At 73.5% G+C, this 19,126-nt stretch carries 17 protein-coding genes; 10 read left to right on the top strand and 7 right to left on the bottom strand.

Annotation, left to right across the window (positions count from 1 at the left end):
• Window positions 1-137 precede the first annotated feature (137 nt).
• Both pdxH and ABZ479_RS10140 read left to right on the top strand, forming a co-directional pair.
• The gene (pdxH, locus tag ABZ479_RS10145; RefSeq protein ID WP_500461282.1) at window positions 138-761 is read left to right on the top strand and encodes a pyridoxamine 5'-phosphate oxidase; all 624 of its coding nucleotides are present in this window, start codon (window positions 138-140) and stop codon (window positions 759-761) included.
• 362 nt (window positions 762-1,123) lie between these two features.
• Window positions 1,124-2,440 carry a PAS domain-containing protein gene (locus ABZ479_RS10140; protein ID WP_500461092.1) on the top strand — a complete coding sequence of 439 codons (1,317 nt, stop codon included), beginning with the start codon at window positions 1,124-1,126 and terminating at the stop codon, window positions 2,438-2,440.
• Between the two features lie 72 nt (window positions 2,441-2,512).
• Here the strand turns inward: ABZ479_RS10140 and ABZ479_RS10135 are convergent, their stop codons facing one another.
• Entirely contained in the window at window positions 2,513-3,262 is a 750-nt protein-coding gene (locus ABZ479_RS10135) for an SIS domain-containing protein (RefSeq protein WP_499599899.1), read from the bottom strand.
• Window positions 3,263-3,373: 111 nt separating this feature from the next.
• Here ABZ479_RS10135 and ABZ479_RS10130 point away from each other — a divergent pair, with 111 nt between their 5' ends.
• Window positions 3,374-4,066, top strand: coding sequence for an iron-dependent transcriptional repressor DtxR (locus ABZ479_RS10130; RefSeq protein WP_018559992.1), 693 nt, complete (start codon window positions 3,374-3,376; stop codon window positions 4,064-4,066).
• Between the two features lie 583 nt (window positions 4,067-4,649).
• Window positions 4,650-5,537: an alpha/beta fold hydrolase gene (locus ABZ479_RS10125; protein ID WP_500461091.1), complete on the top strand. Its 888-nt coding sequence runs from the start codon at window positions 4,650-4,652 to the stop codon at window positions 5,535-5,537.
• A 52-nt stretch (window positions 5,538-5,589) separates the two neighbouring features.
• On the opposite strand, the gene purU is transcribed toward ABZ479_RS10125, so the two are convergent.
• Window positions 5,590-6,474: a formyltetrahydrofolate deformylase gene (gene purU / locus ABZ479_RS10120; RefSeq protein WP_499599901.1), complete on the bottom strand. Its 885-nt coding sequence runs from the start codon at window positions 6,472-6,474 to the stop codon at window positions 5,590-5,592.
• 189 nt (window positions 6,475-6,663) lie between these two features.
• A complete protein-coding gene (locus ABZ479_RS10115) occupies window positions 6,664-7,110 on the bottom strand; it encodes an SCO4402 family protein (RefSeq protein WP_500461281.1) in 447 nt (148 codons plus the stop codon).
• Window positions 7,111-7,306: 196 nt separating this feature from the next.
• Between ABZ479_RS10115 and ABZ479_RS10110 the strand changes: the two genes are divergently transcribed.
• Complete coding sequence (locus ABZ479_RS10110; protein WP_500461089.1) at window positions 7,307-8,545, top strand: ABC transporter substrate-binding protein; 1,239 nt, start codon at window positions 7,307-7,309, stop codon at window positions 8,543-8,545.
• 118 nt (window positions 8,546-8,663) lie between these two features.
• On the opposite strand, the gene ABZ479_RS10105 is transcribed toward ABZ479_RS10110, so the two are convergent.
• Window positions 8,664-9,971, bottom strand: a complete 1,308-nt coding sequence (locus ABZ479_RS10105) for a hypothetical protein (RefSeq protein ID WP_500461087.1) — start codon at window positions 9,969-9,971, stop codon at window positions 8,664-8,666.
• 204 nt (window positions 9,972-10,175) lie between these two features.
• On the bottom strand, window positions 10,176-11,558 hold the full coding sequence (locus tag ABZ479_RS10100) for an NsdA family TPR-like regulatory protein (RefSeq protein WP_500461086.1): 1,383 nt from the start codon (window positions 11,556-11,558) through the stop codon (window positions 10,176-10,178).
• A 272-nt stretch (window positions 11,559-11,830) separates the two neighbouring features.
• Between ABZ479_RS10100 and ABZ479_RS10095 the strand changes: the two genes are divergently transcribed.
• The 3 genes from ABZ479_RS10095 to ABZ479_RS10085 are packed head-to-tail and all read left to right on the top strand — an operon-like array spanning window position 11,831 to window position 14,914.
• Window positions 11,831-12,499: a bifunctional DNA primase/polymerase gene (locus tag ABZ479_RS10095; RefSeq protein WP_500461085.1), complete on the top strand. Its 669-nt coding sequence runs from the start codon at window positions 11,831-11,833 to the stop codon at window positions 12,497-12,499.
• A 34-nt stretch (window positions 12,500-12,533) separates the two neighbouring features.
• A complete protein-coding gene (locus ABZ479_RS10090; RefSeq protein ID WP_500461083.1) occupies window positions 12,534-13,349 on the top strand; it encodes an ABC transporter ATP-binding protein in 816 nt (271 codons plus the stop codon).
• The gene (locus ABZ479_RS10085; RefSeq protein WP_500461081.1) at window positions 13,346-14,914 is read left to right on the top strand and encodes a transporter; all 1,569 of its coding nucleotides are present in this window, start codon (window positions 13,346-13,348) and stop codon (window positions 14,912-14,914) included. Before ABZ479_RS10090 ends, ABZ479_RS10085 begins: the two co-directional genes overlap by 4 nt.
• 37 nt (window positions 14,915-14,951) lie before the next feature.
• On the opposite strand, the gene ABZ479_RS10080 is transcribed toward ABZ479_RS10085, so the two are convergent.
• Both ABZ479_RS10080 and ABZ479_RS10075 read right to left on the bottom strand, forming a co-directional pair.
• Window positions 14,952-16,241, bottom strand: coding sequence for a maleylpyruvate isomerase N-terminal domain-containing protein (locus tag ABZ479_RS10080; protein ID WP_500461080.1), 1,290 nt, complete (start codon window positions 16,239-16,241; stop codon window positions 14,952-14,954).
• Window positions 16,238-16,786: a sigma-70 family RNA polymerase sigma factor gene (locus tag ABZ479_RS10075; protein WP_500461079.1), complete on the bottom strand. Its 549-nt coding sequence runs from the start codon at window positions 16,784-16,786 to the stop codon at window positions 16,238-16,240. Before ABZ479_RS10075 ends, ABZ479_RS10080 begins: the two co-directional genes overlap by 4 nt.
• A 219-nt stretch (window positions 16,787-17,005) precedes the next feature.
• On the opposite strand from ABZ479_RS10075, the gene ABZ479_RS10070 reads away from it, so the two are divergent.
• Both ABZ479_RS10070 and ABZ479_RS10065 read left to right on the top strand, forming a co-directional pair.
• The gene (locus ABZ479_RS10070; protein ID WP_499599914.1) at window positions 17,006-17,383 is read left to right on the top strand and encodes an STAS domain-containing protein; all 378 of its coding nucleotides are present in this window, start codon (window positions 17,006-17,008) and stop codon (window positions 17,381-17,383) included.
• A gap of 287 nt (window positions 17,384-17,670) precedes the next feature.
• Window positions 17,671-19,062 (top strand): glycosyltransferase, encoded by a 1,392-nt coding sequence (locus ABZ479_RS10065; RefSeq protein ID WP_500461078.1) that lies wholly within the window; start codon window positions 17,671-17,673, stop codon window positions 19,060-19,062.
• Window positions 19,063-19,126 lie beyond the last annotated feature (64 nt).

Below are 19,126 nucleotides of genomic sequence, written 5' to 3'. Positions count from 1 at the left end.
CAGGTGACGTGAAGCGTGAGGTCCGGCACATGTTGCGGGGACTTCCCGCGTGGGTTCCCCCGCAGCGTCCGGCACACGGTGCCGCCGCCGTGCTGCAAGATGTGCGGGTGCAGCACAGCCACCACGACCCCGCCGCCATGCGCAAGCAGTACCGCGCCCACGGACTGACCGAGGCCGAGCTGGCCGGCGACCCGTACACCCAGTTCGCGCACTGGTTCGCCGACGCCGTCAACGCCCGCGTCGACGAGCCCAACGCCATGGTGGTCTCCACCGCGGGGGCCGACGGGCTGCCCAGCTCGCGCACCGTCCTGCTGAAGAGCTACGACCACCGCGGCTTCGTCTTCTTCACCAACTACGGCTCCAGGAAGGGCCGCGAGCTCACCGAACGGCCCCACGCCTCGCTGCTCTTCCCCTGGCACCCGATCGCCCGCCAGGTGATCGTGGCGGGGGACGTCGAACGCGTCTCGCGCGAGGAGACCGAGGCGTACTTCCGCACCCGGCCGCACGGCTCGCGGATCGGCGCCTGGGCGAGCGCGCAGTCGTCGGTGGTGGGCTCGCGGGAGGAGCTGGAACACCGTTACGAGGAGCTGGCGGCCCGCTACCCCGAGGGCACGGAGGTGCCCGTGCCGCCGCACTGGGGAGGCTTCCGGGTCGTCGCGCGGGGCGTGGAGTTCTGGCAGGGACGCGAGAACCGGCTGCACGACCGTCTGGTGTACACCGCGGGGGAGGGCGGCTGGACGGTACGGCGCCTGTCGCCCTGAAGGGCGGGAGCGTTCACCGCCCGTGGACGCAGACGACCCGCGGGCTGCTTCCCGGACGGCGAGCCGTCCGGGCATCGGCCGGACGAATCCGACGAGCCCGCGGGTCGGGTGACTGCGATGAATTGGCCCGCTGCGCACATCGCGCGCAGGCGAGGAACGCAGGCGTCAGCCCGCAGTCACCTCACGCGTCCGATGGGAAATCATTCTCCGGACCACCTCCCTTCATGTGTGCTCGCAACCCTAGGAAACGGTCCGGCGGACGACAAGCGGTTTTTTTCCCGCCCCGGGGAGGGCGGTCCCGAGGCGACCGAATTTCGTGAAGTTCCTGTGTCGTCGGTCACACAGGGGTTGAATGTCCAGACGTGCAGTCATTCGATGCGACGCCGCAGCTGCTCGCCGCGCTCCTCGACGGCATGGAGGCCGGACTCTGTGCCCTGGACCGCGACGGAGTGATCACGCACTGGAACTCCGAGGCCACCCGCATCCTGGGCTGGACCGCGGAGGAGGCCGTCGGCCGGCGCGGGTTCGCCGGCTGGGCGGCGCGCACCGCCGACGCCGAGGAGGTGCGCGGACGGCTGCTCGGCGCCATGGACGCGGAGGGCCGCCAGGTCCACGAGTTCGCGCTGCTGACCAAGGACGGCCGCCGCGTGCTGGTGCGGACCCAGGCCGCCGCCGTGCACGGCCCCGACGGACGTCCCGCGGGCGTCTACTGCGCCTTCTCCGAGGTGCACGCGCAGATCGACCTGGAGCGCTCGATAGCCCTCAGCGAGGCCCTCTTCGACGACGCGCCGTGCGGGGTCGTCCTCGTCGACGCCGACCTGCGTCCCGTCGTCGTCAACGCGTACGCCGCCCGTGTGCTGCGCACCAGCCGGGACGCGCCGCTCGGGCGGCCGCTGGGCGACTTCCTCGACCAGGGCGCGGAGGAACTGGAGAGCGCCCTGCAGCACGTGCTCGCCGAGGGCGCGCCCCCCGCGCCCAGCGAGCTGTGGGTGGGCCTGCGGGCGGACGGCGGCGCACGCTGCTGCTGGCGCAGCGGCTTCGTGCGGCTCGGCTCGCCGCTGGGCGAGGAACCGGTGCCCCTCGGTGTCGGGTGGCTCTTCCACGACATCACCGACACCAAGCTCGCCGAGCAGGAGGCGGCGCGGCTGCGCTTCCGCAGCAACCAGCTGCACCGCGCCGCGCTGGCCGTCGCCGAGTGCGAGGACCGCCTGGAGGCGGCCACCTGCTACGTGGACTTCGCCCTCGCCGGGTTCGCCGAGCACGCCCTGCTCGACGTGCTCGCGCCCGACGGGGTGCGCCTCGTCCGGGCCGCCGCCACGCCCCCCGGCGGAGCCGGGCCCTGCCTGCCGGTGTCCGGCGGCATCCCGGTCCGGTACGGCGAGGGTCACCCCGCCCTGCAGGCGGTCGCGCGCACGGGCTCCGTCCGGGCCGGCTTCGGGGCCGCGGCCGCGGAGCCCGCCTCACGGGCCCAGGTCGACAGCTGGGCGGCCGCGCGGCGCTGGCCCGACGGCACCGTCCACGGGCTGTGCGCCGTGCTGCGCAGCCGCGGTCGCACGCTCGGCGTGCTCACCTTCCTGCGCGGCGCGGGCCGCCGTCCCTTCGACCGCGCGGACGCCGCCTTCGCCGAGGACGTCGCGCTGCGTGCGGCGGCCTGCCTCGACCTGGCGCCGCGGGTGTGACGGCGGGCCCGGCGGCGTTACCGGTGGCGGTCCGACGGCGGTCCGACGACGGTCCAGCGGCGGCCTGAGCGCTCAGTGGCGGTAGAAGATCCGGTCCGCGTACTGCTCGAAGACCTCGGCGTTCCACTCGTGGCCGCCGTCGACGTTGCCCGAGCGGAGCATGGGCGGGGTGACGCCGCGTTCCGCCAGGTCCGCCGCGGCCGTGGCCACGACGGCCTGCATCAGCGCGCTGGTCACCACGGTGGAGGCCGGGCCGAACGGGGCCGGGATCCCCGGCACGGACAGCTCGGCGTCCCCCGGCGCGATCTTGCTGTCCACGACGACGTCGCAGTGGTCCTTCAGGAAGGTGCCGCTCGCGTGCCGTGAGTGCGTCTCCTTCGCGTACGCCACCGATGTGACGCCGATCACCGTCATCCCGAGCGCCTTCGCCTCCAGCGCCATCTCCACCGGGAGCGGGTTGCGGCCGGAGAGGGAGATGACCACCAGGAGGTCCCCCGCCCGGGCGGGGGAACTGCGCAGCACGACGCGGGCCAGGCCGCCGACCTGTTCGAGGGCGCTGCCCAGGGTGGCGGGGACGACGTCCACGCCGACCGCGCCCGGCACGGCCAGCAGGTTGACCAGGGCGAGGCCGCCCGCGCGGTAGACGACGTCCTGGGCGGGGAGCGAGGAGTGCCCCGCGCCGTAGGCGAACACCCGCCCCCCGTTCGCCACGGTGTCCGCGAGCGCGGCCGCGGCCGCCTCGATCCCCGCGGACTCCTCGTCCCTCACGCGCCTCAGCAGTGCGATGGCGGCATCGAAATATGTGGCGGCCAGATCGGTCATGCCGAGAACCGTGCTGCCGCGGCGTCCGCCTGTCAACCACAGGGCCCCGGTTGTCGGTCGCATGCGTCAGAATTGAGTCCAGGGCCACGTACGAGCCACCGAGGGGCACGCATGTCCGGACTGATCGACACGACGGAGATGTATCTCCGCACCATCCTTGAGCTGGAGGAGGAGGGTGTCGTCCCCATGCGCGCCCGAATCGCCGAACGGCTCGACCAGAGCGGACCGACGGTCAGTCAGACCGTCGCGCGCATGGAGCGGGACGGGCTGGTGCACGTCGCGGGCGACCGGCATCTGGAGCTGACCTCCGAGGGCCGGCGGATCGCGACGCGCGTGATGCGCAAGCACCGGCTGGCCGAGTGCCTGCTGGTCGACGTCATCGGGCTGGAGTGGGAGCACGTGCACGCCGAGGCGTGCCGCTGGGAGCACGTGATGAGCGAGGCGGTCGAGCGCCGCGTCCTCGAGCTGCTGCGGCACCCGACGGAGTCGCCGTACGGCAACCCCATCCCCGGCCTGGAGGAACTCGGCGAGAAGGACGGCGCGGACCCCTTCCTGGACGAGGGCATGGTCAGCCTGATCGACCTGGAGACGGGCCAGGCGGGCGCGAGCGTGGTCGTGCGGCGGATCGGCGAGCCGATCCAGACGGACGCCCAGCTGATGTACACCCTGCGGCGGGCCGGTGTGCAGCCGGGCGCGGTGGTGTCGGTGACCCCGTCGGCGGGCGGCGTGCTGGTCGGCAGCGGCGGCGAGGCCGCGGAGCTGAGCACGGAGACCGCCTCGCACGTGTTCGTCGCCAAGCGCTAGGACCCCCGTTCCCCGGGACTCCTCCACGGTCCGGCGCGCCTTTCGGGTGCGTGCGGGCGGGGTTCGTGCCGGAGGCGGCAGGTGACGGAACCGGTGCGTCGGGGTTCCCCGCCGGCCGGTCGGTCGGTCGCGTCGTTGTTCCGGGGCGAGGGGGTGCAGGTGCTGCGCCGGGTCCGTGCCGTTCCGCGCCGTGGGCCGGACGGCCGGGGTGCCTCCCTGCGTTCCTCCCGGCCCTTGCCCGATGCCGGCTTGATCAGTGGGGCCGTGGGCGCCGCAGGTGCGGGGCCTTGTCCGAGGGACCCCGGCGCCTCCCCATGCGCCGGAGTCCCTTCCTCCCCCGATTCCCCCGTCCCCTCCCCTGGGCCCCCGTGGAGGCCACCCGGATCCCCGAGCTGTCCGGGTGGCTCCCCGCTGCCCGTCTTCCCCGCCGGGCCGCGTCCCGCTGAAGTCCTCCCCTCGGCGCGGGCCGGCAATCCTTGAGCGTTGTCACTCGAAAGAGCGGTGTTGCGCGTGTGAAGACGCGTATAGAACAGGCTTTCGATAACGTGGGGGTCTGAACGTCACGTACCAGGGGGTGCGGCACATGGTCAGGCGCGTCGAAGTCACCGGAGCGGGCGGCCTCCCGCTCACGGCGTGGGAGTACGCCGACGGGTCCGTCCCCGGGCCCGGGGCGGTGACCGGGGAAGCCCCGCGGCCCGCCGTCCTGCTGCTGCACGGCCTGATGGGACGGGCCTCCCAGTGGGCCGGCACCGCCCGCCGGCTCGCCGTCCGCCACCGGGTGGTCGCCCTGGACCAGCGCGGTCACGGGGGTAGCGCCAAGCCCGAGGGGCCCTACACGCGGGACGCCTACGTGGCCGACGCGGCCGCAGTCGTCGAACAGCTGGGGCTCGCGCCGGTCACCGTCGTGGGGCACTCGATGGGTGCCCTCACCGCCTGGCAGCTCGCCGCCCGCCGGCCGTCGCTGGTGCGGGCCGTGGTCCTGTGCGACATGCGGGCGGTGGCCCTCGGGGAGGCGAGCCAGCGCCGCTGGGAGGACTGGTTCGGGGCCTGGCCGCTGCCCTTCCCCGGGCCCGACGCGGTGCGCCGTTGGTTCGGCGAGGAGGATCCCTGGCTGGAGGGCTCACGCCCGGCACGGGGGGAGTTCTTCGCCGAGGTGATGGAGGAGCACGCCGACGGCTGGCGCCCGGTGTTCGCGCGGCGGCACATGCTGCGCTCCCGTGAGTCCTGGATCCACGACGCCCACTGGGACGAGCTGGCCCAGGTGTCCTGCCCCGCCCTCGTCGTCCGCGGCTGGGACGGCGAGCTGGGCCGTGCCGAGGCCCAGGAGATGGTGCGGGTGCTGCCCCGGGGCTCGTACGCGGAGATCCCCGACGCCGGGCACCTCGTCCCCTGGGACCAGCCCGAGGCCTGGTACGCGGCGGTCGAGACCTTCCTGGCGGACGTGGCGGGTCTGCCGGTGTGCCAGGCCTGACCGGGCGCGGGACGCCGGGAGGGGAGCGCTGAGCGGGGAGCGGCGGCGGCGGTCAGGCGAAGACGACCGTGCGGCGGCCGTTGAGCAGGACGCGGTGCTCGCTGTGCCACTTCACGGCGCGCGCCAGGGCCTGGCACTCCACGTCGCGGCCGATGGCGACCAGCTGCTCCGGGTTGACCTCGTGGCCCACCCGCTCGACCTCCTGCTCGATGATCGGGCCCTCGTCGAGGTCGGCGGTGACGTAGTGCGCCGTCGCGCCGATCAGCTTCACCCCGCGGGCATGGGCCTGGTGGTAGGGCCGGGCGCCCTTGAAGCTGGGCAGGAAGGAGTGGTGGATGTTGATGATCCGGCCGGAGAGCTCCTTGCAGAGGTGGTCCGACAGCACCTGCATGTAGCGGGCGAGGACGACCAGTTGGACGTTCTCCTTCTCCACCAGCGAGAGCAGCTCCGCCTCGGCCTCGGCCTTGTTCTCCTTCGTCACCGGGATGTGGTGGAAGGGGACGTCGTAGGAACCCGCCAGTTCGGCGAAGTCGGTGTGGTTGGAGACCACGGCGGCGATCTCCACCGGCAGCGCGCCGATGCTGGTGCGGAAGAGCAGGTCGTTGAGGCAGTGCCCGAACTTGCTGACCATCAGGATGACGCGCATCCGCTCGGCGGAGGGCGTGATCTGCCAGTCCATGGCGTAGGCGTCGGCGACGGCCGCGAAGCTGGCCCGCAGCTTGTCGGCGGTGACCGGGTGGCCCGCCGAGAAGTGCACCCGCATGAAGAACAGCCCGGTGTCGTGGTCGCCGAACTGCTGGCTGTCCTCGATGTTGCACCCGGTCATGAAGAGGTAGCTCGACACGGCGTGCACGATGCCCGCCTTGTCGGGGCACGACAGGGTGAGGATGTACTGCTGGTCCTGGGGCTGCGGCTGCGACTCGTCGGCGGCGTTCACGGGGCTAGCGTCGCACAAAGTCGCCCCACCGTTCCAAGCCGTCCGCCAGCCGGGCGTCCGGGTGTCGTCGCAGGTGGCACCCGGCTGCCGCGGCGCTCACGCCGGTTCGCGGCGCGACGGAAGGCCGCGCGCGACGACGGCACGGGCCGGCGACACGGGCCGGCGGGAGCGGACGGCGGTGCCGAGGGCTCAGGCCGTGCGTGTGTAGATCTTGAGGATTTCCAGTGAACGCGGCGGCGTGTCCGGGTCCTCGCCGTCCCCGGTCGCCAGCCGCACGTGCGCCTCGCGGGCCGCCCGCACCGCCTCCGGCCAGGCGTGGTTCTCCAGGTACGCGGAGACGGGGGCGTCCGCGCCCACCTGGTGCAGGATCTTCAGCACCCGCAGCACGGCCACGTCGACCAGGGCCGCCTCCTGGGAGTCCCGGAAGACGGTGCCCACGTACTTCTCCGCGGACCAGTTGTCCAGCCAGGTGTCCTCGACGAGGCGGTAGACGGCGTCGGTCACGTCGCCGTAGTTCGGTTGCCCGGCGAGCCAGACGTCACGCTGGAACACCGGGTCGCTGATCATGTGCAGCGCCGAGCGCACGTTCGCGCGCCAGCGCCACCAGGGCATGTCGTTGAGCGGCATGCCCCCCATCGTGGACGAGCGGGTGCCGCGGCGGGAAGACTTCTCCGTACTCTGCACAGTGCACGATCGTACGTGCTCCCCGCTCCACACACTCTGTTCACCCGATGGTGACCCTCCGTTCCCTCGCGTTCACCCTGGCGTTGCGGAAAACGCGGAATCTTCCCATTCCATGAGTGATTGCCGCACACGCAGAGCCGTTCCGTTCGTGTCGGCGATCGCCGGCGTCGCCCTGCTCGCAGGATGCGGCACGCTCCCCGGGGGGACGGGCGGCACCACCGGCCCGATCGTCGTCATGACCTGGGCGCCGCAGAACACCAACGCGACCAACATGCCGGGTATGCCGGCGATGGCCAAGACCTACGCGAAGTACGTCAACGCCCGCGGCGGCATCGCCGGCCGGGAGTTGAAGGTCATCACCTGCAACGACCACAACACCGCGATCGGCGCCGGCGACTGCGCCGAGCAGGCCGCCGACGCGGGCGCGGTCGCGGTCGTCGGCTCCTACAGCCAGTACGGCGCCGCCTTCACCACCACGCTCGAGGCCGAGGGCATCCCGTACCTCGGCGGCTACGGCATCACCCAGGACGAGTTCGAGAGCCCGCTCTCCTACCCCGTCAACGGCGGGTTGCCCGCGCTGATGGCCGGTGCCGGCAGTCAACTGGCGGGCAAGTGCGACAAGGTGAGCCTCGTACGCCCCGACACGGCCGCGGGCGACCTCTTCGTGCGCTTCCTCGACGCGGGCCTGCGCGCCGCGGGCCGTTCCGGAGCCACCGACCTGCGCGCCGCCGAGGACGCCACCGACTACAACGCGATATCCCGGCAGGCCATCGGCTCCAACAAGCCCGGCGACTGCGTGAGCGCCGCGCTCGGCGACAAGACCGCCACCTTCTTCGACGCCTTCCGCCGCACGACGACCACCGACCCGCTCTCCGGCCTGGAGGACGGCCCCCAGGCGCGGATCGCCTCCGTCCTCGGCAGCGTCCAGCAGTCCACCCTCGACAGCACCGGCGGAAAGAACAGCCCGCTGGAGGGCGCCTACATCACCGGCTGGTACCCGCCGGCCTCCGACTCGCGCTGGGCGCTGATGCGGAACACGATCAAGCGGTACGCCTTCGGCGACAACGACATCGACCCGAACGACCCGGGCGTGCAGACGACATGGATCGCCTACACCGCCCTCACCGAGGTCATCGAGAAGATGGGCAAGGACCAGGCGGTCACGGCGCCGACGCTGAAGAAGGCGCTGGACGGGGCGCACGACGTCTCCACCGACGGCCTCACGCCCCCGCTCGGCTGGCGGGACGAGGACGCGGCCGCCATCATCGAGCAGCCGCGACTGGTCAACGGCCGGGTCACCTTCCAGAAGGTCGAGAAGGGCCGGCTGGTCGCCGCGCGCAAGGGCTTCGTGGACGTGACGAAGACCCTGGAGAACGCCCCGGGCTGACGCCCGGCCGGGCGCCGGAACGGCGGCCCGCGACGCCGGGGGACCCCCGGACCCCCAGACAGCCGGAGCGCCGGCGGCCACGGCCGCCGGCGCTCCGCCGTTTCACGGGGAACCCGCGTCAGAGCTGGCTGCCCTGGTGCTGCGTCAGCCCGTACTTCTTCGCGATGGGGTTCCACAGCGCCGCCGCACGCGCCTTCGCCTGCGTGGCCGTGCCGCTCTGGGTGTTGCCCGCCGAGTACTGGCCGGTCGGGCGCGCCTGGTCGTGACGGCAGAGCTTCTTGCTGCTCTTCACCTGGTCGGCCCAGGCCGCGTAGTGGTTGTCGGCGGCAGCGGAGGCCGTCCACGCCTTGTTGAGGGCGTCGGTGAGCTCCTGGTGGGCGGGGAGCTTGTCCACCGGCAGCGACTTCAGTTGTGCCATCAGGTCGTTGCGCTGCTGCGCGGCGGCCCGCAGATCGGCGGCGGCCCCGTCGAGGTTCCGGCAGCCCTTGATGCCGGCGACCGCGTTGATCACCGAGGTCCGGTTGCTGCCGCTCGTCTTGAGCAGTGCCTCCAGTCCCTTGGCCTGCTTCTCCGCCGCGTCGTCGCCGCCGCCCCCGGAGGACGCCGGGGCCGAGGCGCTGGACGAGGGCGCGGGGGACTGGCCGCCGGCGGTCGGGCTGTCGTCCCCGCCGCTCATCAGGGCGCCGGCGAGGAGACCGGCCACGGCACAGCCGCCGACGACGATGCCGATCAGCGCGGCCGGGGTCATCCTGCGGCGGGCCGGGGCGGGCTCGTCGTGGTCGTAGGACGGCTGCGGCGCGTAGGCGGGCTGTCCGTACGCGGGCTGTCCGTAGGCGGGCTGTCCGTAGTCCGGGGCCGCGGCGTAGCCGGGCTGCTGCGCGGGCGGCCCGTCCTGGCGGTAGAGGTGCCCGAAGTCGTCGTGGGGCTGCTGTGGCGCGAGCATCCCGTCGTCGTGGCCCTGGTGGCCCTGGTGGCCCTGGGGGTCGTGCGGGTAGCCGTAGCCGGGGGCCTGCTGCGGGGCCTGTGCGTCCTCGAAGCGCGGCAGGTGCTGGGTGGCGTCCGCCTCGGCCGGGGCGCCCGGGTGCACGCCGTAGGAGGCGTCGGCCATCGGGTACGGCGGCAGCATCTGTGTGGCGTCCGCCACAGGGCCGGGCTGGTACTGGGGCGCCGGGGGCTGCTGCGGCGCATGGGCCGGCATGGGCGGCCGGGCCTGCGGGTACGGCGGGAAGAGCTGTGTCGCGTCGGAGTCCGGGAGGGACTGCTGCGGGGCGCCGTACGCCTGGGGCTGCTCGCCCCACGGCTGCCCGGCCGCGGGGCCGGTACCCCACGCCGTGGCCGCTCCCGGGCCGGGTATGCCCCCGTCCGCGGGCAGCACCACGCCCTCGTGCACCTCCGGATACGCCTCGTCACCGCGTCCGCCGTGCATCTCCGGTACCTCTGCCTTCTCCGTCGCTACGGAATCGTCGGCTCACGCTACCGGGTCTGCTTCGGGGGTCACCACGCCGCGGTCGGTCCCGTGGGGTCCGGGCGGCCGCCGCGTCGCAGAACAGGGTGCCCCTACCGCGGGGTTGATGTCGTTCCTGTAACGATTCGGTGGACGGGGGCGTGTGGCACCCCCGTCCCCGTGTCGTCACGCCGCCAGTTCCTCCTCCTCCAGCCGGGCGTCGAACTCCCGGACGGCGTTCTCCGCCGCGTACGGCTGGAGGCGCAGGCGGAGGTCGTCGAGGTACTCCGCGCCGCGGTTGGTGCGGAGCGTGGAGAGCAGCTCGACGGCCCGGGCGCCGGTGTGGCAGGCCTGCTCGACCTCCCGTTGCTGGACCTGGGCCTGGGCGAGCAGCAGCAGCCCGATCGCGCGGCGGCGGGCCTTCTCCGGGGCGTGCCCGGCCAGCGCCTCCTCGGCCCGGCGCACCGCTTGCGGCGCCTGGTTGAGGTCGCGGTGGCAGTGGGCGAGCTCGTCGGCGAGGTAGGCGGGCCCGAAGTGCCGGATCCAGTCGGGGTCGTCGCCCGGCTCGGAACGCTCCAGCGCCTCCACGGCCTGTCCCGCGACGGCCCCGCAGGCCCGCGCGTCGCCCATCAGCGCGTGGCCCCGCGCCTCCGCCGCGTAGAACATGGCCTGCGCGGTGGCGGTGACCTGGCCGCGGGCGCCCTCCTGGGCGGCGCGGGCCAGTTGGGCGATCTCGCGCGGGTTGCCGAGCTGCGCGGCGAGGTGACTCATCCCGGCGGCCAGGACGTAGCCCCCGTACGCGCGGTCGCCCGCGGCCTGCGCCAGCCGCAGCGCCTGGATGTAGTAGCGCTGCGCCAGGCCGGGCTGGCCGGTGTCGACGGCCATGTAGCCGGCGAGTTCGGTCAGGCGCGCGACGGCGGAGAAGAGCTGACGCCCCGTCGCCTCGCGGTAGGAGCCGGCGAGGAGCCCGGAGACCACGCTGTTGAGGTAGTGCACCACCACCGGGCGCACGTGACCGCTGCCGAAGCGGTGGTCGAGTTCGTTGAGCGCGCGGGTGGTGGCCCGTACCGCCTCGACGTCGGACATGCCCACGCGCTGCCCGCCGGCCCGCGCGACCTGGGCGTCGGCGCGGGTGATCAGCCAGTCCCGGCTGGGCTCGACCAGGGCCGAGGCCGCCACGCTGGAGCCGGTGAGGAAGTCCCGGCGGCCGACGTCGCTCCGCCACAACTCGCAGACCTGCTCGATCGCGCCGAGCACGGTGGGTGAGAAGTGCAGACCGACGCCGGTGGCCAGGTTCTTGCCGTTGGCCATGCCGATCTCGTCGATGGTGACGGTGCGGCCGAGCTTGCGGCCGATGGCCTCGGCGATGATCGCCGGGGCCCGGCCCCGCGGTTGCTGGCCGCGTAGCCAGCGGGCCACGGAGGTCTTGTCGTAGCGCAGGTCGAGGCCGTGCTCCGCGCCGCACATGTTGACCCGGCGGGCCAATCCGGCGTTGGAGCAGCCTGCCTCCTGGATCAGTGCCTGCAGCCGTTCGTTCGGCTGGCGGGCGACGAGCGGTCGTGCGGCCATGGGCTCCCCCTCACAGCTGCCGCTTTGGGGACCTCAAGATCCCTTCCTGAAGATCCCTTCCCGGTACGCGCCACTCAAATTCCCCGCAAAGGACATAATTTGCGGCTGGATGCATGCCTACACACGCAAGGGTGACTACCCGGATGTCGGACCTCCCCCTACCGCGCGCCCCCGCACGTGCTCCCGTGCGCCCGCCATGAGCCGCGAGGCCGGGACCTCACTGCCCGTAACCCGCGCTGGGCAGGGCAGTTGTGAAGGTCGTGGAAGACACCGTGGAACACACCGTCCCAGCCCCGCGGCGGATCGCCGGCCAACTCCTCGACGCCGCCGTCGGGTACGCGGACGAACGGCACTGGGATGTGCTGCCCGGTGCCTGGCTCGTCGAGGACGCCGCCCCCTCCGGCCGCGGCGGCGCGCGCGTCCCGCGCACCCCGCGCTGTTCCTGCGGCGACACCGGCTGCCCCGCGCCCGGGGCGCACCCGTCCGGACCCGGCTGGGTGGGGGAGGCGAGCGGCAGCGGCGCCGCGGTACGCAGGATGTGGCTGCGGCAGCCCCTCGCGTCGGTGCTGCTCCCCACCGGTCGCACCTTCGACGCGATCGAGGTCCCCGAGGACGCCGGCTGCCTCGCGCTGGCCCGCATGGAGCGCATGGAACTGCCCCTCGGCCCGGTGCTCGGGACCCCTTCCCGCCGGATGATCTTCTTCGTGCTGCCCGGGGCCGCCGCCAAGGCGCCGGACCTGCTGCGCAGGCTCGGCTGGGCACCGTCCTCGCTCGACCTGGTGGTGCGCGGCGACGGCGACTGGGTGCCGGCCCCGCCCACCCGGCTCGGGACGGGCGGCGTCGTCCAGTGGGTGCGCCAGCCCACGGCCCTCAACCGGTGGCTGCCGGACACCGAGGAACTGATCTCCCCCCTCGCCTACGCCTGCGGCCGCGGACGCTAGCCGGGCCGTACCCCCCTCGGCATAGGCTGGGCGGATGCCGAACGCATCCGTCGCGCCCGCCGTACGTGTCCAGGGACTGTGGAAACGCTTCGGGCAGCAGGTCGCCGTCGCCGGGATCGACCTGAGCCTGCCCGCCGGGCACTTCGTGGGACTCGTGGGGCCCAACGGGGCGGGCAAGACCACGACCCTGTCGATGGTGACCGGGCTGCTGCGGCCCGACCACGGCCTCATCGAGGTCGGCGGTGCCGACGTCTGGCGCGACCCGGTCGCCGTGAAGTCCCGCATCGGCGTCCTGCCCGAGGGGCTGCGGCTCTTCGAACGGCTCACCGGCCGCGAACTGCTGGCGTACACGGGGCGGCTGCGCGGCATCCCGGGCGCGGAGACCGACCGCCGCGCCGCGCAACTGCTCGACGTCCTCGACCTGGCCGGCGCCGCCAACAAGCTCGTCGTCGACTACTCGACGGGCATGCGCAAGAAGATCGGCCTGGCCGCGGCCCTGCTCCACAACCCCGAAGTGCTCTTCCTGGACGAGCCCTTCGAGGGGGTCGACCCCGTCTCCGCCCAGGTGATCCGCGGGGTGCTGGAGCGCTTCACCGGGTCCGGGGCGACGGTCGTCTTCTCCTCGCACGTCATGGAGCTGGTGGAGAGCCTGTGCGACTGGGTGGCGGTGATGGCCACCGGCCGGATCGTGGCGCAGGGCCCCATCGCCGAGGTGCGCGGGCAGGCGCCGACGCTGCAGGACGCCTTCCTGACCCTGGTGGGCGCGCGTGACCGCGGCCCGGGGCAGGACCTGGACTGGCTCGGCGGGGCGAACGCCGGGGGCGGTCCGGCCGGGGCGGACCGGTCGTGACGGGGACCTTCGTACGGCTCAAGCTGTCGGTCCTCCGCAACGGGCTGCGCCAGTCCACCGGACGCCGGGTCGGCTGGATCGTCGGCACCCTGGTCTCCCTGCTGTACGCGCTGGGCATGGTCGTGGGGCTCGTCCTCCTGCACGGCAACGAGTACGCGCCCGCGGCGGCCGTCGGCATCGGGGTGGTGCTCGGCGCCGGCTGGGCCGTCATGCCGCTGTTCGTCTTCGGCGGTGACGACACCCTCGACCCGACCCGGCTGGCCATGCTGCCGCTGCGGCCGTGGCCGCTGGTCCGGGCGCTCCTGGTCTCCTCGCTCGTCGGCGTCGGGCCGCTGCTGACGCTCCTGGTGGTGGCCGGCGCGGCGGTGTCCGTGGTGGCGGGGGCCGCCTCGGCGGTGGCCGCGGTGCTCGCGGTGCCGCTGGCCGTGCTGATGTGCGTGGCCCTGTCGCGTGCCGTCGCCGCGGCCAACACCCGCCTGCTGACCAGCCGCAAGGGGCGCGACCTGGCGGTGCTCAGCGGCGTGCTGATCGCGGTGGGCGCCCAGTTGGTCAGCCTGGCCGCCAACGCGCTGACCTCGGGGAACGGTCTGGAGCGGATCAGCGGTTTCACCACCGTGCTGCGCTGGGTGCCGCCGGCGTCGGCGCTGGACGCGGTGCGGTCGGTGGGCGAGGGCTCGTACGGGCTCGCGGTCGCCGAACTCGCCTGGACCGCGGTCGCGGTGGGCCTGGTGCTCCTGTGGTGGCACACCAGCCTGGACCGGCTGATGACCCGCCCGGACGCCTCCACGCTCCAGGCGGGGCCCTCGAGCGTCCGCGAGACGCGGTTCCGGCTGTTCCCCGAGGGACGCACCGGCACCGTCATGGAGCGCCAGTTCCGCTACGCCTGGCGCGATCCGCGCACCAAGGCCGCCTGGGCCACCGCGCTGGCCGTCGGGCTGCTGCTGCCGCTCGTCTCGGCGGTCCAGGACGGCAGCGTCTACACCGCCTGCTGGGCGGCCGGGCTGCTCGGGCTGCAGATGTACAACCAGTTCGGCATGGACGGCTCCGCCTTCTGGACGGTCGCCGCGACCATCTCCTCCCGCGCGGACGCGTACGCGGAACTGCGGGGGCGGGCCATGGCGATCGCGGTGGTGGGCGTCCCGTACGTGGCCGTCGTCACCATCGGCGCGGCCTTCCTGCTGGGGCGGGCCGACGCGGTGGCCGAGACGCTCGGGCTCTCCTTCGCGCTGCTCGGGGCGCTGGTCGCCACCGGCGCCTGGGCGAGCGTGCGCTTCCCGTACTCCATGCCGCAGGAGAACCGCTTCGGCAGCGCCGCCGCGCCGGGCCAGACGAGCCTGGCGTGGCTCAGCCTCGTCGGGGGCGCGCTCACGGGCGCGGTGATCACGCTTCCGGTGCTCGGCGTGCTGATCTGGCTCCACGTCTCGGGGCGGCACGGCGCGCTGTGGCTCGTACTGCCGCTGGGCTGCCTCTACGGGGCCGCGTTCGCGGTGGCGGGGGTCCGTTCGGCGGCGCCCCGTCTGCTGGGCCGGCTGCCGGAGGTGCTGACGGCGGTGAGCAAGGGGTAGGCCCCGCGCGGCGGGAGGGCTGGAGGGCGGGCGCGGCCTAGAGGCGTGACAACGATGCCGTGGCGTACAGGACGTCCCGGATCGCAGCGCCGTCCCCGTCGCGGCCGGCGGCGATGCGGCCGGGGGCGATGTGGCCGGCGGCCAGCTGGCAGAAGTCGAGCTGGTCGACGGCGATCTCGGCGACCACCGCCTCGGGGGTGCCGATCGCGCCGGGCGAGTCCAGGGAGATGTACCAGTGACCGCCGCCGGAGCCCTCGACGTGGAGGTCGAGGGTGCGGCCGGGGGCGCCGGCCCGCACCAGACGGGCGGAGGACTCGGCCAGCCCCGCCTGCCGGAGCGCGGCCAGGGCGGTGGGCAGCATCCGGGCCGCGAGGTCGATCATGCGGTTGAGGTGCGGCGCCGCCGGCGGTCCGTACTCGGGGTAGTCCAGGGCCTGCGCGATGTCCTCGGCGTGGATCCAGCACTCGAAGGCGCGGTCGATCAGGGCGTCCCGCATCGGCACCACGGCGTCGGTGAAGTCCACCGGCAGGCCGCCGGTCGCGGACCCGGCGAAGGACAGCGTCCGCACGATGTCCCGGGTCTGGGTGCGCCACTTGTTGCGGACGAAGGCGTGCGTGTGGCGGCGGCAGCGCTCGCCGGCCAGCTCGGTGCGCTCCAGGCGCGTACGGGGCGCGCCCGGGCCGAGCGGGTCGTCGAGGCCGAGGGCGGTGGCGACGACGCCGTCCACCGAGCCGAGGTGGGCGAGGACGCCGCAGAGCGTCAGCTCGCGCGCCCCGCCGGCCCAGACCAGCTTGACCGGCATGTCCCACTCGGGTTCGCCGAGGTCGGCGAGGAGCGCGTCCAGGCGCGCGGTCTCGGCGTCGTAGGGGGCGGCCCACTCGGGGACGGGGATGCGCGCCGGGCGGCGCCCCAGGCAGCCCTCCAGGACCCGGGCGCGCAACAGCGGGTCGAGGTCGAGGGACTCCTCCTGGTGCAGCAGGCCCACCGCGCGGCGCAGCCGCATCGCCTCCTCGGCGCAGGGCGCGCAGTCGGTGAGGTGGACGTCGACGGCGCCGGCCTCGTCGCGGGAGCAGGCTGACAGTGCCCACGCGCCGAGCAGGGAGCGCAGTACGCGGTGGTCGTACTCCGGGGGGCCGGACCGCGCGGGCTCCCGCGCGGGTTCACGCTCCGGCTCGCGGGCCCTCTCGGGTGAGGGTGAGGACGGGGACGGGGCCGCGGGTCCGGCCTCGGGCAGCGGACCGTCCTCTGCGGCGCCGCGCGGCATCGGCACCCGGGGCAGGTTGGTCCCGGGCGGGGGAGTCTCGCCGTTCTCGGCCGGTCCGTTCACAGGGACCTTCCCCGGGGTGCGGAGTCCTGGACGGCGGTGGACAGCAACTGGAGTCCGAGCCGCAGGCGGCGGCGGGCCTCGTCCTCGGTGACCCCGAGGTCGGCGGCGGCCTCGCGGTAGTCCATGCGGCGGCGGTAGGCGAGGTCGAGGGCCTGGCGCAGGGGTTCGGGCATGGAGGTCACGATGTAGTCGGCGCGGGCGGCCGTCGAGGCCTCGCGGACCCGGGTCTCCACCTGCTCGGGGGTGCCGGCGCCGCGGTTCTCGGACTGGCGCAGCCGGTGGACGGCCTGGCGCTGGGTGAGGCCGGCGACCCAGGAGCGCAGCGAACCCTGCTTGGGGTCGTAGGCGTCCGGGTTCTCCCAGATGTAGCCGAAGACCTCGCGGGTGATCTGGGCGGCGGCCTCCTCGTCGTCCATGACGCGGTGGGCGAGGCTGTGCACGAGGGAGGCGTAGCGGTCGTACAGCTCTCCGAGTGCGGCCTCCTCGCCGCGCGCGAGCCGCTGCTGCATCTTGCGGTCCCAGCGGGGTGGTGCGGATGCCGCCATCGCGTCTCCCCCTTTGTCGCCGTCGCCCTACTACGGTCGCACTGCCTCGGATCGAATGTATCCGCCGATTGCTGCCACGTACGGCGCCTTGCGGCAAGCTTCTGCCATAACTGATCGATTCTGGTAATGCGTTACCCGGGTGTGACCGGAAGATTGCGGGGAAGCGGCTCCGGCGGGGCATAGGGTCTGTACGACCGCTGCCAGGAGAAGGGCCAGACAGTGGCATTGCAGGTGTTGCAGGACGAACGGGACGGTTGGGTGGTCCTGACCGTGTCCGGGGAGATGGATCTCGTGACCGCGCCGGTTGTGCGCCAGCACGTGCACGACGCGGTGGCCGACGGACGGCACAGTGTGGTGCTGGACCTGGCCGGGGTCCACTTCTGCGACTCCAGCGGTGTGGGCGTGCTGATCGCCGCCCGGCGGCTGATGCGGTCCTGTGCCGGGCAACTGCGCCTGATCCTCCCCCGGAACAGCCCCTCCGACGGCGTCGCGCACGTCAACCGGGTGCTGGCCGCGCTCGGCGTACGCCGGCTCTTCGAGGTCTTCCCCGACCTGGAGGCCGCCACCGACGACACCGCGGGGCCGATGTCCGCCTAGGGCGTGCGCCCTGCGAGGGGCGGGCGGGTCCGCCAAGTCCTGTGTGAGCACTCTCACATCCGGTGTCCGCTTCGTCCATGAAGCGTCCCTGGAGGCCCGATTGGGGTCACTCAGGCGAAATCTGTGGAGGGCGCACCTTTCGTCGTCCCCCCGCTCGGGTTACCTTCGTGCGCAGAACACGTGTTCAAGGTTCTGTCCGGCGGGTGGGGGCGTTCGTTCGGAGGTCTCCACCGCCCATGCTCGATCTCGCGGGTGCATGGGACCACCTCTCGTGGTCCCTTCGTCATGTGCACTGGTACGGAGTGACCGTCGGCGCACTCCTCGCCGTCAAACTGCTGCTCTCCGTCCGCCGGCGCCGCCGTCCGGAGCTCGCCTTCGACAAGCCCGTGACCCGGCTGCGCATCCACGGCGTGATCACGGTCTACAACGAGGCCCCGGCGATGCTGCGCGGCTGCCTGGAGTCGGTCCTCGCGCAGACCCTGCTGCCGCACTCCCTCACCGTGGTCGACGACTGCTCCGAGGACCACTCGGCGGGGGCCCTGGTCCAGGAGATGCGCCCGCAGTTCGAGCGCGCCGGGGTCCGTCTCGACTTCGTCCGGTTCCCCGACAACCGCGGCAAGCGCCACGGGCTCGCCGCCGGCTTCGGGAAGGAGCCGCTCGCGGACGTCTACCTGTGCGTCGACTCCGACACCCTGCTCGACCGGCACGCCGTCGCCGAGCTCGCCCAGCCCTTCACCAAGCGCCGGGTCCAGTGCGTCACCGGGCTGGTGCTCGCCCACAACCGCGGCACCAACCTCCTGACCCGTCTGATCGACATGCGGTACGTCAACGCCTTCCTCGGCGAGCGGGTCGCCTACTCCCGCCTCGGCTCGGTGCTCTGCGCCTGCGGGTCGCTGGCCATGTACCGCGGGTGGGTCGTCCGCAAGCACCTCGACGACTTCCTCGACCAGCGGTTCCTCGGCCGCCCGGCGACCTTCGGGGACGACCGGCGCCTGACGTACTACTGCCTCACCGAGGGACTCTCCCTGATCCAGCCCTCGGCGGTCGGCTACACCGACGTCCCCGAGCGCCTCGGCCACTACGTGCGCCAGCAGATCCGCTGGGGCAAGTCGTTCATCCGCGAGGGCTTCCTGCTGCTCGCCAAGCTCCGGCTGCACCGCATGTACTGGTGGCTGAACCTCGTCGAGCTGGCCACCTGGGTCGCCTTCACCGCGGGACTGCTCGCGGCGCTCGTCGCGGTGGTGATGCACCCGCGGGGCTGGACGCTGCTGGCCGGCTACCTCGCCTACATGTGCGTCATGGCCTGGGTGCGCTCCGTCCACTACCTGCGCGGCGCCGCGCAGGTGCGGATCGCCGACCGGCTGCTGACCTTCCTCGCCGCCCCGCTGTACGCCCTGCTCAACATCGGTCTGCTGCTGCCCCTGCGGTTGTGGTCCCTGGCGACGCTGCGGCGCACCAACTGGGGGACCCGCGCCCGGATCGAGGTCGGCGGCGCCCACGACGACATCGCGTTCGAGCCCGCCGGGCAGCCCCACCCGCAGCCGCACCTGCCGCACCAGCGCCGGGAGGCCGCCGGCGGGACGTGGGACCCGTGGGACGCGTCCGTGCACCCCGGGACCGCGCCACCGGCCATCGGCGCCGTCGGCCCGGCCGGGCCCGTGCGCGACACCGCCCCGTAGGCGGCGCGTCCGTTCCCGTCCCGTCCCGTCCCGTCCGGCCGCGTCGCGGAGACCGCATGGCATG

This window comes from Streptomyces sp. NPDC005722 (assembly GCF_040630935.1).
Classification (GTDB): Bacteria; Actinomycetota; Actinomycetes; order Streptomycetales; family Streptomycetaceae; genus Actinacidiphila.
The sequence above is the reverse complement of the archived record's forward strand: the minus strand, read 5'-3'. Positions and strand labels throughout refer to the sequence as shown.

Excerpts from the sequence above, each read along its gene's own strand:
- pdxH (WP_500461282.1), top strand. The coding sequence starts at position 138 with ATGCGCAAGCAGTACCGCGCCCACGGACTGACCGAGGCCGAGCTGGCC.
- ABZ479_RS10135 (WP_499599899.1), bottom strand. The coding sequence starts at position 3,262 with ATGACCGATCTGGCCGCCACATATTTCGATGCCGCCATCGCACTGCTG.
- ABZ479_RS10130 (WP_018559992.1), top strand. The coding sequence starts at position 3,374 with ATGTCCGGACTGATCGACACGACGGAGATGTATCTCCGCACCATCCTT.
- ABZ479_RS10125 (WP_500461091.1), top strand. The coding sequence starts at position 4,650 with ATGGTCAGGCGCGTCGAAGTCACCGGAGCGGGCGGCCTCCCGCTCACG.
- ABZ479_RS10115 (WP_500461281.1), bottom strand. The coding sequence starts at position 7,110 with ATGGGGGGCATGCCGCTCAACGACATGCCCTGGTGGCGCTGGCGCGCG.
- ABZ479_RS10105 (WP_500461087.1), bottom strand. The coding sequence starts at position 9,971 with ATGCACGGCGGACGCGGTGACGAGGCGTATCCGGAGGTGCACGAGGGC.
- ABZ479_RS10100 (WP_500461086.1), bottom strand. The coding sequence starts at position 11,558 with ATGGCCGCACGACCGCTCGTCGCCCGCCAGCCGAACGAACGGCTGCAG.
- ABZ479_RS10090 (WP_500461083.1), top strand. The coding sequence starts at position 12,534 with ATGCCGAACGCATCCGTCGCGCCCGCCGTACGTGTCCAGGGACTGTGG.
- ABZ479_RS10075 (WP_500461079.1), bottom strand. The coding sequence starts at position 16,786 with ATGGCGGCATCCGCACCACCCCGCTGGGACCGCAAGATGCAGCAGCGG.